Here is a 12983-nt window from a genome sequence, read left to right as displayed (position 1 = left end):
GGAGGAACCCGCCGCTCGCAGCGTCCGATCGGTACCGTTGATCCCATGTCGACCCCTTCGGAGACCGCGCCCGCGGACCAGGACGCCCTCCCCACCGAGCACCGGACGGCTGCCGTGGTCTACAACCCGGTCAAGGTCCACCTGCCGACCCTCAAGGCCACCGTGGAACAGCACCAGCAGGAAGCCGGCTGGGCCGAGACGCTCTGGTTCGAGACCACCGAGGAAGACCCGGGCGGGGGCATGGCCCGCGCAGCGCTCGAGGCGGGAGCCGACGTCGTCGCCGCCGCGGGTGGCGACGGCACCGTGCGCGCCGTCGCCGAGGTCGTGCACGGCTCCGGTGCCTCGCTCGCACTGCTGCCGAGCGGGACGGGCAACCTGCTCGCCCGCAACATGAAGCTCCCCCTCGACGACCTGGCGAGCAGCGCGCACACCATCTTCTCCGGCCACGAGCGGGCGATCGACTTCGGCCTCATCGGCATCGAGCGGCCCGACGGTGCCCGCGAGCAGTTCGGCTTCGTCGTGATGGCGGGCCTCGGGCTCGACGCCCGGATGATCGCGAACACCCGGCCCGAGCTGAAGAAGCGCGTCGGGTGGCTCGCGTACCTCGACTCGCTGCTGCGCTCCGTGCGGGACACCGACGGCTTCGAGTTCAAGTACCGGCTCGACGAGTCGGCCCGCAACGGTTCAGTGCGCGCGCACTCGGTCATCGTCGGCAACTGCGGCATGCTGCAGGCGAACGCGATGCTCCTGCCCGACGCCGAGATCGACGACGGCGTGTTCGACATCGTCGTGATGCGCCCCCGCGGCTTCTTCGGCTGGGTGCGGATCGGTGCCCGCGTGTTCTGGGAGAACGGGATCCTGCGCTGGTTCCGGCGTTCGGCCCTGTCCGAGACCCTGATCGGTCGACGCATCACGACGGCGGCGAAGCAGGAGCGTCCGCTGCGGTACATGCGCGGCGAGGAGTTCACGCTGCGACTCGAGAAGCCCGACGAGTTCGAGATCGACGGCGATCCGGTGGGCGAGATCACGGCGTTCCGTGCGCGGATCGACCCCGGTTCGCTGACCGTCAAGGTGCCGACGGTGGAGCCGCGGCCGAGCTGGGTGCGCGGCCGCAAGCGCTGAGCCGGGAGGTGCCCGCGCTGCACCGTGCGGGGTTGTTCGGCCTGTGCGCGGTTGCGCGGGCGGGCGATCACGCACCGTGCGGGTTTGTTCAGCACGTGCGCGGCTGTGCGGACCGGGGTGATCACGCACCGTGCGGGCTCGGTCGACTGGTGCGCGGTTGCGTGCTCGGTGCGAGGTTGTAGCGGCGCACGGAGCGGGCAACCTCGCACCGGCCGACAAGAGCCGCACCGTGCGCCAGACGCGCCGACCGACGAGCCACCGCCGCGCGTCAGCCCACGTCGGGCTCGCCGGACACGATCGCGCGCAGCCAGTCCCGCGCCTCGACGAACGCGGCGTCCGAGTAGCGCGCCGGCACCTCGGGCTGCGCGCCGTCGGCTCGCGGGTACGACCCGAGGAACGTCACGCGCGGGCTGAACCGACGGAGACCGAGCAGGGCGTCGGCCACGCGCTCGTCCTGCACGTGCCCGTCCAGGTCGATGACGAACCGGTAGCGGCCGAGCTCGTCGCCGATCGGCCGCGACGACAGCAGCCCCATGTTGATGCCGCGGGTCGCGAACTGCTCGAGCATGTCGACCAGGGCGCCGGGGTGGTCGGCGGGCAGCTCGACGATGACGCTCGTCTTGTCGGCACCGGTCGGCTCGGGCAGCGCCAAGGTCTTGGACACGAGCACGAAGCGGGTGACGGCCGAGGCGTTGTCGCCGATCGACGACGCGAGCACGACGACGTCGTGGTGGTCGGTGATGCCGGGCGGTGCGACGGCGGCGTCGGCGGTGGGGTTCGCCTCGAGCAGGGCGAGCGCGGCGGCGACGTTCGACGACGCCGGGATGTGGCCGTGACCGGGCAGGTTCGCCTCGAGCCAGTTGTGGGTCTGCGCGTACGCCACCGGGTGCGCGTTCACCGTGCGGACGTCGGCGAGCACGGTGCCGGGGCGCGCGACGAGCACGAAGTCGACCGGCACGAGGTACTCCCCCACGATCCGCACGCCGGGGATCCGGGCGAGGGCGTCCTGCGTCGCGCTGACGCCGCCGTCGACGCTGTTCTCGATCGCGATGACCGCGCCGACCGAGCGGCCGGACATGACGTCGTCGAGGGCTTCACCGACGTTGTTGACGCTCCGCCAGGGCTTGCCGGCCGCGGCCTCGACGAGCTTGAGGGCCGCCTCGGTGAAGGTGCCGGCGGGTCCGAGGTAGGAGTACGTGTCGGACGGCGCGGCGGGGTCGGTCATGGGCCGAGCCTATTGCAACGACCGAGCTCGCAGACGCGGGCGCACAGCGCCGTTCAGTCGGTGCTGGCGCCGGTCAGCCGTGCCTCGCAGATCGCGGTGTCGTCACCGTCGCGCGGGTACGTCAGGGCAGCGAACCGCCCCTCGGGGTCGAGCCGTGTGAGCAGTGCGGCCGCGATGCCGTCGAGCTGGACGACCTGCTCGTCACTCAGGGCGTCGATCACGACGTGGCGTGCGGTGCGGACGTGGTCCGGAGCGGCCTCGACGATCGTGGCGTACCCGGCGTCGGTGAGCCGGACGTCGGTCGCGCGGCGGTCCGAGGTCGAGGGGCAGCGCGTCACGAGCCCGCGCTTCTCGAGCCGCGACACCACGTGCGACAACCGGGGCAGCGAGGCGTTCGTCGCCGAGGCCAGCGCCGACATGCGCAGCGTGCGACCGTCGGTCTCGGAGAGCATCGCGATGACCATGTAGTCGAAGTGCGTCAGGTCCGCGTCACGCTGCAGCTGCTGGTCGAGCGCCGCCGGCAGGAGTTCCATGACGGCCACGAGCTTCATCCACGCGCGCAGCTGCTCGCGGGTGAGCCACGGGGTCTCGTCGGTCATGTCTGCATCCTACCGAATGGTTGTCGCTTTAACCAGTGCCGTCCGCCGCGCACGGACCACCCCGACGACGAGCACCGCCACCACCACGAGCAGCAGCACCCCCTCGACGATCAGCAGCCGCGTGCCGTAGTCGAACGGCAGGATCGTGGGGTTCTTCTGCCCGTGCCGCTTCGCCGCGATCTCGGGCAGCACCACGAGGGCGAGCACACTGCCGAGCACGATCACCGTCTGCACCACGACGAGCACCCACGCCCGGAGCGACCGCCCCGCGCGACGCAGGAGCAGTCCGGCGCCGACGACGAACGGCGACAGGATCGCGTCGTGCAGGATCACCGCGCCGAGCAGCCAGGTCGCCAGCCCACCGATCCGGTTCGGCTTGACCGACGTCACCAGGACGTAGGCGCCGAACGCGATCACCAGCACGCCGAGCACGACGAGCACGATCCGCGCGGCCTTCACCGCAGCACCTCGATCTTCTCGATCCACTTGGTCTGCAGCACGCCCGGTCGCCCCGGAGCGATGATCCGCGCCGGGAACCCGTGGTCCAGGTCGAGCGTCGAACCGTTCAGCTCCAGCGCGACCAGGGTGGTCGGGTCCTCGGCGTACTCCGGCCCCATGTCCATGATCCGGTAGCCGCCGTGCCGTTCCAGGCTCGTGACGCGCACGTGCGATCCGGGTTCGGCCTGCACGGCGCCGAGCAGGTCGCGCATCCGCACGCCCTTCCAGCTGCCCATCTGACTCCACCCCTCGACGCACGAGATCGGCAGGTCGACCTCGGTGGTACCGAGCGCGACGAGTTCCGCGCGCACGAAGGTCCGGGTCACGTCGGGTCCGACGACGGTCAGCGTCCAGTCCGCGGCGGTCGCGCTGGCGAGCACCCCCGCCGCGCGGGCGGTGCGGTTGACCGGCAGGCCGTTCGCGCCGAGACCGCGCTGGCGCGCGCCGAACACGTTGAACGGTTCGGCGAGCTTCGAGGACTGCCCCGCCGTCAGGGCGACGACGCCGACGACCGCGGCCGTCACGCCACCGAAGAACCCGCGTCGTGCGATCCGCTGGCGTCGGCCCTGTGCGCGCTCCTCGACCGACCGGGAGGCCCGGGTCGGCTCCGGCGCATCGGCCGCCGGTTCGTCCGGGGCTGCGTCGACCGCGTCGACGCCGTCGATCCAGCGGAACACGCGGCCGAGCAGGCCGGGGGCCGTGGACTGGGTCGTTTCGGCACCCGCAGCCGGCGGGGCGGACGCGGGGCGGGCCTCCCGTACCGGGGGAAGCAACTCGCTGCCGGACGCGGGGTCCACGATGAACCGGCCCTGCTCGTCGTAGGAGTCGCGCTTCCGCCAGTAGCGGGCGATCACCGGCAGCTTCGACGCGATGTGGATGATGAGCGACCCGATGATCACGTACGCCATCGCGTTGTGGACCTGGCGGAACGGGAACGGCCACGGGTACCACTGGTAGGTGTTGAGCAGGCCGGTCGTGACCTGGATGATCGAGGCCGACACGAGCACGGCGATCGACAGCCGCTCGAACAGGTGCAGCACGCCGCGCACCGGCGGGACCTGCACCAGCGCGGGCATGACGGTGTTGAGCTTGGCCAGCAGCAGCGGGATGATCGCGATGCCGGTGGTGATGTGCAGGCCCTGGGTGAACTGGTAGAGCTGCGTCGGCCGGGTCGGGAACCGCATCCAGCCGAGGGGCTCCTGCAGCAGGTGACTGTAGATGCCGGTGCCGAAGCACACCACGAAGGCGATGCCGAGCAGTCGTCCGAGCACCACCGCGGAGCGCGCGTTCCGGTTCGGCGAGGCCAGAGCGGCCCGCGCCTCGAACAGCAGGTGCCGCATGCCCGCTAGCCTCGACGGACCATGAGCGACCGACTGCGTGCCGTCCGACCGTCCTCCGCCGTCGGACCCGGTGCCCGCCTCGCCGTCGTGGGCGCGGTCGTCGGGGTACTGGCCCTCGCGGGCGTCATCGCCTTCGGCGTCACGCATCTGGGGTTCCTCCGATCCGACACTCGTTCGTCATTCGTTGCGTGGACGCTGATCGCTTGGACGGTGTTCGTGATCGCCGTGCTCGCGCTGCGGTTCGTGCCCGCCCGGTGGATGACCGCCGTGGTCATGGTCGGGGCGGTGGTGGTCGGCCTCGCGGCGCTGGCCGGCCCCCCGAGCACCAGCACCGACTCGGCGCGGTACGCGTGGGACGGCATCGTCCAGCATGCCGGAGTCTCACCCTACGCGCACACCCCCCAGTCCACGGCACTGTCCGGTCTGCGGCCCGACTGGCTGTTCCCGGACAAGGTGAACGGCACGTGCGACGACCTCAAGCCCCGGTTCCGCGGCCTCGGCGACGGCGCGGACGGCCACTGCACCGCGATCAACCGGCCGGACGTGACGACGATCTACCCGCCGATGGCGCAGCTCTGGTTCGCCGCGGTCCGTGCGTTCGTGCCGGCGACCGCGCAGTACATGCCGTTCCAGGTGGCGGGCCTGCTCCTCTCGCTCGTGGTGACCATCGCCCTCGTCGTGGTGCTGCGGAAGACCGGTCGTCCGACCTGGTGGGCGGCGCTCTGGGCCTGGTCGCCGCTCGTGGCGTCGGAGGCCGTGACGAACTCGCACGTCGATGCCCTCGGCGCGGCGCTCGCGACCGCGGGTGCCGTCCTCGTCGCGTTCGGTCGACCGATCTGGGGCGGGATCGCGCTCGGAGCGGCCACGGCCACCAAACTCATCCCCGCGATCGTGTACCCGCCGTTGCTCGGCCGGTGGCGTTCCTGGTGGGCGATCCCGGTCGGCATCGCCGTGTTCGGCCTGCTCTACGTGCCCTACGTGCTGACGACGGGGCTCGACGTGCTCGGGTACCTGCCCGGCTACCTGAGCGAGGAGGGCTACGAGGACGGCTCGCGCTTCGCCCTGGTGTCGCTGGTCTTCCGGGGCGACGCCGCGACCGTCGTGGTCGGGCTCGCCGTGCTGCTCGCCGCCTTCGTGGCCTGGCGGCTGTCCGACCCGTCGCGGCCGTGGTCCGGCGAGGTCCTGATGATCGGGGTCACGTTCCTCGCCGTGACCCCGCGCTACCCCTGGTACGCGCTGCTCCTCATCCCGTTCGTGGTGTTGTCCGGCCGGTGGGAGTGGTTGTCGATCGGGCTCGCGATCGCCCTGCGCGGCGTGTGGCCCTCCACCGACGCGTACCGGTGGTGGCTGCTCGCCGCCGTGGCCGTCATCGTGGTGGTGACGCTCCTGCGCACGAGCCGGTCGGACTGGCGGCGCTGGTGGGAACGGCTGTCGTTCCAGAGCGTCGAGCACGTACGCTGAGCCGCATGGCACCCGCGACCCTGCTCGGCACGACCGTGGACCCGGCGTCCGCCGGGCTCGTCGACCGCTTCGGGCGCCGTGCGATCGACCTGCGGGTGTCGCTGACCGAACGGTGCAACCTGCGCTGCACCTACTGCATGCCGGCCGCCGGGCTGCCCTTCGCCCCCGACGACGCCCTGATGACCGCCACCGAGATCGAGCGGCTGGTCCGGATCGGGTCGTCGCGCTTCGGCGTGCGCAAGGTGCGGTTCACCGGCGGCGAGCCGATGCTCCGGCACGACCTGGTCGACGTGATCGCCCGGTGCGCCGCGCTGCCCGACGCCCCGGAACTGTCGCTCACCACGAACGCCATCGGCCTCGCCCACCGCGCCCAGGCCCTGTACGACGCCGGGCTGCGGCGCGTGAACGTGTCGCTCGACACCGTCGACCCGGACGTGTTCACCACCGTGACCCGCCGCCCGTTCCTCGACAAGGTCATCGCCGGGCTGTCCGCCGCCCACGACGCCGGCCTCGACATCAAGGTCAACGCGGTGCTGCTGCGCGGGATCAACGACGAGGCCGCGCCGGAGCTGCTGCGCTGGTGCCTCGACCGCGGCTACGAGCTGCGGTTCATCGAGCAGATGCCGCTCGATCCCGACCACGCCTGGGACCGCACCGAGATGGTGACCGCTGCCGAGACCCGGGCGCTGCTGGCGTCGTCGTTCGTGCTGACGCCGGACGAGGCCCCGCGTGACGGCGCCCCGGCCGAGCGGTACCGGGTGCACGCACGCGACCACGCCGCTGCGTCGGGCATCGGCGTGCTGCTCGGCACCGTGGGCATCATCGCGAGCATCACCGAGTCCTTCTGCGCCGACTGCACCCGCACCCGGTTGACCGCCGACGGCAACGTCCGGAGCTGCCTGTTCTCCGACGCGGAGACCGACGTGCTCGGCCCGATGCGCGCGGGGGTCTCGGACGACGACCTGGCCGAGCTGTGGCGCCGGGCGATGTGGGCGAAGCCTCGCGACCACGGCGACGACAGCGACGAGCTCGTGCACCCGACGCGCGGCATGAGCGCGATCGGCGGCTGAGACATGACCACGATCCGGTTCTTCGCCGCTGCCCGGGCGGCGGTCGGCGCGGACACGCTGACCACCGCGGCCGGCACGCTCGACGAGGCGCTGCGCGAGGTCACCGCCACCGACCCCTCGCGCTGGAGTGCGCTGCAGGAGCGGTGCTCGTACCTGGTCGACGGCGTGACCACCCGCGACCGGGCCACCGCGCTGTCCGGGGTCGCGGTCGTCGACGTCATGCCCCCTTTCGCCGGCGGCTGAGCGCCCCCGCTCGTTCTTTCCCAGAACGCCCGCGATGCCTGGTGTTTCCGGGCATACCGGGTCAGAACTTCCGACCAGGTACGCCCGATCCGACCAGGTACGCCGCCGGCCAGCCTCGCCGCCGCCGCGCCGCCACCCTCTACGGCGAGACGGACAGCACGATGAACGCGGCGAAGATCACCAGGTGCACCCCGCCCTGCAGTCGCGTCGCCCGACCCGGCAGCACGGTGAGCACCGCGGCGACGATCGTCAGCGCGAGCAGCACGATCTGCGACGACCCGAGCCCGAGCAGCAGCGTGCCCGGCATGAACAGCGACGCCACCGCGATGGACGGGATCGTCAGACCGATCGACGCCATCGCCGACCCCATCGCCAGGTTCAGGCTCGTCTGGATCCGGTTGCGGGCGGCGGCCTTCGACGCCGCGATGCCCTCGGGCAGCAGGATGAGCAGCGCGATCACGACGCCGACGAACGACGGCGGGAAGCCGACCGCGGCGACGCCGGCCTCGATCGCGGGCGACTCCACCTTGGCGAGCCCGACGACGGCGACCAGGGCGACGACCAGCAGCCCGAGCGACACCAGGGTGGTGCGACCGGACGGGCGTGCGGCGTGGGCGTCCTCGGACTCGACGAGCACCCCGCCGGCACGGTTCACGGGCAGGAAGAAGTCGCGGTGGGCCACGGTCTGCGTCACCACGAACAGGCCGTAGAGCACGATCGACGCCACGGCCACGAAGACGAGCTGCGTCCCGGTGAAGGACGCGTCGTCGGTGCCGGTGGTGAACGTCGGCAGCACCAGGGTCAGCACCGCGAGCGCGGCCACCGTCATCGTCGCGGCGCTCGCGCCCTCCTGGTTGAAGCGCACGGTGTTGTGCCGGAGCGTCCCGATCAGGATCGCGAGGCCGACCAGCCCGTTCATCGTGATCATCACGGCCGAGAACACCGTGTCGCGCGCCAGGGTCTCGGCCTGGGCGCCGCCGGAGCTCGACAGCGAGATGATCAGCGCGACCTCGATGATCGTGACCGCCACGGCGAGCACGAGTGAGCCGAAGGGTTCCCCGACCCGGTGCGCGACGACCTCGGCGTGGTGCACCGCCGCGAGCACGGTGGCGGCGAGCACGACCGCGACGATCGCCACGACCACGGTGCCGAGTCCGTAGCGGCCGTACGAGAACGCGAGCACGACGGCCGCCAGGATCGGGATGGCCACGGGCCACGCCTTGGGGAACCAGGAGGTCATCCGTCCATTGTCTCAACCGCGCGGCGCGTACACCGCCAGTTCGGACGCCGGGACGTCGACGTGGACCGCGTCGCCGGGTCCGACCCCGAGCGCCGTGACGCGCGCGAGGGTCAGGTCCGCGACCAGGTCGCCAGCGCGCACCCGCACCAGACCGTCCCGCGGCTCGAGCGACGTGACGGTGCGCGCCGGTCCGGCGCCGTCCCGCGTGAGCACGGCGGCCGTCGGGTGGAAGGCGCCCAGGGCGGGCCGACCGGGAGGCACGGCGTGCGTCCCCGACGCCAACTCGCCCCCGCCGTCGGTCGCGATCCCACCCGCGGTGGCGGTCCCGCGCACCAGTGCGAGTCCGGAGAACGCCGCCGCGAAGGCACTCGTCGGCCGTCCGAGCACGGCCGCTGGGGTGCCGTCCTCGACGACCCGGCCGTGCTCGACGACGACGACCCGGTCGGCCAGGGCGACGACCTCGACCGGGTCGTGCGTGACCAGGACGCTCGGGCGCCCGGAGATCGCGGTCCGGAGGGCTGCACGGACCTCGTCACGCGCGGCGACGTCGAGCGCCGACGTCGGTTCGTCGAGCAGCAGGACCGCCGGGTCGGTGGCGAGCGCCCGGGCGATGGCGACGCGCTGGGCCTGCCCGCCGGACAGCGCATCGGGGCTCCGTCCCGCCAGGTCGTCGATGCCGAGGGCCGCCAGGGCACGGAGCGCGCGGGCACGGGCCGCGGCCCGTCGGACACCGGCGGTGCGCGGGCCGAACGCCACGTTGCCGACCACGTCGAGGAACGGGAACAGGTCGGGCCGCTGGGCGACGAGTCCGATGCGGCGGCGGTGGGCGGGGACGGTCCGCCGCTGGTCCGACACCACGGTGCCGCCGAGGACCACCTGTCCGGCGTCGATCGGCAGCAGGCCGGCGAGGGCCTCGACCACGGTGGACTTGCCCGCGCCGTTCGGCCCGATGACCGCCACGCACTCCCCCGTCGCGACCTCGAGGGCGACGTCGACCCCGCGTCGCTCGACGACGATGCGTGCGGTGACCCCGCTCACGCTGCCACGCCCCGGGTCCGGAGCGACGAGGCACCGATGACCACGACGGCGACCACGACGAGCACGACCGCCAGTGCGACAGCGGTGTCCGGGTCGACCTCGCGCTGCAGGTAGATCTCCAGCGGCAGGGTCCGGGTGACCCCCTGCAGGCTGCCCGCGAACGTCAGGGTCGCACCGAACTCGCCGAGTGCGCGCGCGAAGCAGAGCACCAGGCCGGAGACGATGCCGGGCAGGACCCTCGGGGTCGTGACGGTGAGGAACGTGCGGGTGGGACCGGCGCCGAGGGTGGCGGCGACCCGCTCGTACCGGTCCCCCTCGACGCGGAGCGCGCCCTCGATCGAGGAGACCAGGAACGGCATGGCGACGAACGTCTGCGCGATGACGACCGCGGTGGTGGTGAACGCGATGTGCAGCCCGTGGTCGTCGAGGAACGCCCCGACCACCCCGAGGCGACCGAACGCCGCCAGCAGCGCGAGCCCGCCGACGACGGGCGGCAGCACGAGCGGCAGCAGCACGACGGCGCGAGCGACGCCCACCCACCGTGACCGGGACCGGGCGAACAGCACGGCGAGCGGGTACCCGAGCACGAACGCGACGGCCGTGGCGGTCAGCGCGGTGCCGAGGCTGAGCCCGAGGGCCGTGAGCGACGCCGTCGAGGTGACGAGGGCGACGAACGACGACCAGTCGACCCGACCGAGCATCGCGAGCACGGGGACGACGACGAACAGGCCGCCCAGCACCGCGGGCAGCGGGAGCCACCAGGCGACCGGTGGCCGTCCGTCAGCCCGCGAGGCCACGGGTCACGGCTTCCCGAACCCGGCGGCGGTGAGCACCTTCTGGCCCGTGGCGGACCGGACGTAGTCGGAGAACGCCTGCGCGAGCTCCGGGTCCTCGGACGCCTTGAGCACGCCGATCGGGTACGTGTTGACGGCCTTGCTCGACTCGTCGAACGGGACACCGTCGACCTTGCCGTCGGCACCCTGCACGTCGGTCACGTAGACCAACCCGGCGTCGGCCTGACCGGACTCGACCTTGCCGAGCACGTCGGTGACGGACTGCTCCTCGCTGACGGGCTGCAGGTCGACGCCCGAGGCGGACTCGACCTTCGCCGTCGCGGCGCCGCACGGCACCGGGGCGGCGCACGTGACGAGCTGGACGTCGGAGCCGGTCAGGTCGTCGAGGCTCGTGATGCCCTTCGGGTTGCCCGGCGCGACGGCGATCTCGAGGACGTTCGTCGCGAAGTCCTCCGGTGACCCGCTCGCCAGGTCGGTCGCGGACAGCTTCGCCATGTTCGCCTCGTCGGCGGAGGCGAACACGTCGGCGGGGGCGCCGTTCTGGATCTGGGTGACCAGGTCGCTCGACCCCGCGAACGAGAACTCGATCGAGGTGCCCGGGTGGGCGGCCTCGAACTGCTTGCCGAGCGTGGTGAAGGTCTTCTGGAGCGACGCTGCGGCGAAGACGGTGATCGAACCCGACACATCGGCGCTCGACGACGAGGACGACGACGGCGACGACGACCCCGCCGGAGCGTCGGCGGTGGAACACGACGCCAGGCCGAGCGCCGCGACGACGGCGAGGGGTACGAGCAGCGTGCGGGAACGACGGGTCATCGGGGGTCCTCCTGGTGGGTGGGTGCCTCGACGGTGACCATCGTGGCCTTGACGGACGCCACGGCGACGGACCCGACCTCGAGCCCGAGGTCGCGCACCGCCTCGGCGCTCATGAGCGAGACGACGCGGTGCGGGCCGCACTGCAGTTCGACCTGCGCCATCACGGTGTCGACGACCAGGTCGGTGACGATGCCGACGAAGCGGTTCCGTGCCGAGCTCTTCACGCCGGTGTCCGGTGCGGCCAGCTCGGAGCTCCGTGCCCGGGCGTACTCGGCGACCTGCCGACCGTCGACGACGGCGCGACCGGCGTCGTCGGTGGCCCGGTCGAAGGTGCCGCCGTCGACGAGTCGGCGCACGGTGTCGTCACTCACCCCGAGGAAGGCAGCAGCATCGCGGATCCGCAGTTGCGTCATGATGCGACGATCCTAGCCGCGGAAGCGGCGCTCTGGACCCGATCGTGTCGGATCAGGACGTGTGCCCGATCGCCACGGGCAACCCTTCGCGGCGCCAGGCCTCGAACCCGCCGTCGAGGACCGCCACGTGCCTCCAGGCCGGTTGTGCGGCAGCCCACGCGTCCGCGCGCGGACCACGGGCGCAGTAGACGACCACGTCCGCCGCGTCGGCGTCGTCCGGAACGGCTCCGGCGACCACGCCGTCCGCCCGTTCGGCGTCGGTGCGCACGTCGACGACGACCACCGGGTCCGCGGGGTCGGCCAGGCGTGCGGCGAGCGCCGACGGCGCGATGCGGTCGGTCCGAGCGGGAGCGACCACGACGGGTCGGCGTGATGCCGGCCCGCGCCGGACGGGGCTCTCGCTCCACCGCCAGCGGCGCGCGTCGACGGTCAGGACGCGTCCGAGCAGCGGTTCGCCGGTGCCGGTGACCAGGGCCAGCACCTGTCCGGCCATCACCGCTCCGACGGCGCCGCACAGTGCCGGCACGACGCCGTCCAGGGCGCAGGAGCCCTCGTCGGGCAGGGCCTCGGGGTGCAGGTCGTGGAAGTCGACGCCCTCCGGTCCGGCGTCGCGGAACACGCTGACCTGGCCGTCGTGACCGAGCACCGTGCCCCAGACGAACGGCACGCCCGCGTCGGCGCAGGCGTCCGAGACCGCCCGGGTGACCAGGACGGAGTCCGCCGCGTCGACGACCACGTCGTGCCCGGCGACGAGCTCCGGGGTGAAGCACCCGACCACGGCGACGGCGTCGAGTTCCGGGTCGACGGCGCGGGCGCGGGCGACGGCGACCTCGGCCTTCGACGATCCGACGTCGGCCGCGGTGAAGAGCGTCTGGCGTGCGAGGTTCGACGCGTCGACCACGTCGGGGTCGACGACCGTGAGCCGCCCGACCCCCGCGAGGTACGCGACGACGGGCGCCCCGAGCCCGCCGGCGCCGACCACCAGGACGCGTGAAGCGGCCAGCCGGCGGAGCCCGATGCCGCCGACGTCGGACAGGGCAGCGGTCCGCGAGCCGAGCCGTGTCCGCCACGGGGAGAGCGCTGCGACGGGGGCGACGAGGGGGTCCATCCCGTCATTCTGGCCG

The 12983-nt window shown here is 72.7% G+C and carries 14 protein-coding genes; 4 read left to right on the top strand and 10 right to left on the bottom strand.

Annotation, left to right across the window (positions count from 1 at the left end; all coding sequences use genetic code 11):
* Window positions 1–45 precede the first annotated feature (45 nt).
* Window positions 46–1122, top strand: a complete 1077-nt coding sequence (locus tag EDF31_RS14910) for a diacylglycerol kinase family protein (protein ID WP_123291840.1) — start codon at window positions 46–48, stop codon at window positions 1120–1122.
* A gap of 268 nt (window positions 1123–1390) precedes the next feature.
* On the opposite strand, the gene pheA is transcribed toward EDF31_RS14910, so the two are convergent.
* Genes pheA through EDF31_RS14890 form a run of 4 tightly spaced genes read right to left on the bottom strand, consistent with a single transcriptional unit; the run spans window position 1391 to window position 4784 of the window.
* A complete protein-coding gene (pheA, locus tag EDF31_RS14905; protein WP_131846681.1) occupies window positions 1391–2347 on the bottom strand; it encodes a prephenate dehydratase in 957 nt (318 codons plus the stop codon).
* A 53-nt stretch (window positions 2348–2400) separates the two neighbouring features.
* Window positions 2401–2946, bottom strand: a complete 546-nt coding sequence (locus tag EDF31_RS14900) for a MarR family transcriptional regulator (RefSeq protein ID WP_131846680.1) — start codon at window positions 2944–2946, stop codon at window positions 2401–2403.
* A gap of 9 nt (window positions 2947–2955) precedes the next feature.
* Window positions 2956–3405, bottom strand: coding sequence for a hypothetical protein (locus EDF31_RS14895; protein ID WP_123291837.1), 450 nt, complete (start codon window positions 3403–3405; stop codon window positions 2956–2958).
* Window positions 3402–4784, bottom strand: coding sequence for a molybdopterin-dependent oxidoreductase (locus tag EDF31_RS14890; RefSeq protein ID WP_207896239.1), 1383 nt, complete (start codon window positions 4782–4784; stop codon window positions 3402–3404). The genes EDF31_RS14895 and EDF31_RS14890 overlap by 4 nt, the downstream gene beginning before the upstream one ends.
* A gap of 21 nt (window positions 4785–4805) precedes the next feature.
* Here EDF31_RS14890 and EDF31_RS14885 point away from each other — a divergent pair, with 21 nt between their 5' ends.
* From EDF31_RS14885 to EDF31_RS14875, 3 genes are read left to right on the top strand one after another with little or no spacing between them, the layout of a single operon-like run.
* Entirely contained in the window at window positions 4806–6245 is a 1440-nt protein-coding gene (locus EDF31_RS14885; RefSeq protein ID WP_131846679.1) for a glycosyltransferase family 87 protein, read from the top strand.
* 5 nt (window positions 6246–6250) lie between these two features.
* Window positions 6251–7315 (top strand): GTP 3',8-cyclase MoaA, encoded by a 1065-nt coding sequence (gene moaA, locus EDF31_RS14880; RefSeq protein ID WP_131846678.1) that lies wholly within the window; start codon window positions 6251–6253, stop codon window positions 7313–7315.
* A gap of 3 nt (window positions 7316–7318) precedes the next feature.
* Window positions 7319–7558 (top strand): MoaD/ThiS family protein, encoded by a 240-nt coding sequence (locus EDF31_RS14875; protein WP_123291834.1) that lies wholly within the window; start codon window positions 7319–7321, stop codon window positions 7556–7558.
* Window positions 7559–7697: 139 nt separating this feature from the next.
* Here the strand turns inward: EDF31_RS14875 and EDF31_RS14870 are convergent, their stop codons facing one another.
* Genes EDF31_RS14870 through EDF31_RS14845 form a run of 6 tightly spaced genes read right to left on the bottom strand, consistent with a single transcriptional unit; the run spans window position 7698 to window position 12967 of the window.
* Complete coding sequence (locus tag EDF31_RS14870) at window positions 7698–8798, bottom strand: ionic transporter y4hA (RefSeq protein ID WP_131846677.1); 1101 nt, start codon at window positions 8796–8798, stop codon at window positions 7698–7700.
* A 12-nt stretch (window positions 8799–8810) separates the two neighbouring features.
* Window positions 8811–9836 (bottom strand): ABC transporter ATP-binding protein, encoded by a 1026-nt coding sequence (locus tag EDF31_RS14865; protein WP_131846676.1) that lies wholly within the window; start codon window positions 9834–9836, stop codon window positions 8811–8813.
* Entirely contained in the window at window positions 9833–10633 is an 801-nt protein-coding gene (locus tag EDF31_RS14860) for an ABC transporter permease (protein WP_131846675.1), read from the bottom strand. The genes EDF31_RS14865 and EDF31_RS14860 overlap by 4 nt, the downstream gene beginning before the upstream one ends.
* 3 nt (window positions 10634–10636) lie before the next feature.
* Window positions 10637–11446, bottom strand: a complete 810-nt coding sequence (modA, locus tag EDF31_RS14855) for a molybdate ABC transporter substrate-binding protein (protein ID WP_131846674.1) — start codon at window positions 11444–11446, stop codon at window positions 10637–10639.
* A complete protein-coding gene (locus EDF31_RS14850; RefSeq protein WP_123291829.1) occupies window positions 11443–11859 on the bottom strand; it encodes a TOBE domain-containing protein in 417 nt (138 codons plus the stop codon). The genes modA and EDF31_RS14850 overlap by 4 nt, the downstream gene beginning before the upstream one ends.
* Before the next feature lie 52 nt (window positions 11860–11911).
* Window positions 11912–12967 carry a HesA/MoeB/ThiF family protein gene (locus tag EDF31_RS14845; protein WP_165901441.1) on the bottom strand — a complete coding sequence of 352 codons (1056 nt, stop codon included), beginning with the start codon at window positions 12965–12967 and terminating at the stop codon, window positions 11912–11914.
* Between the last annotated feature and the right edge of the window lie 16 nt (window positions 12968–12983).

It is taken from the genome of Curtobacterium sp. PhB142 (assembly GCF_004341255.1).
Classification (GTDB): Bacteria; Actinomycetota; Actinomycetes; order Actinomycetales; family Microbacteriaceae; genus Curtobacterium.
Note: the sequence above shows the minus strand (reverse complement) of the source record. Positions and strands in the feature narration are given on the sequence as shown.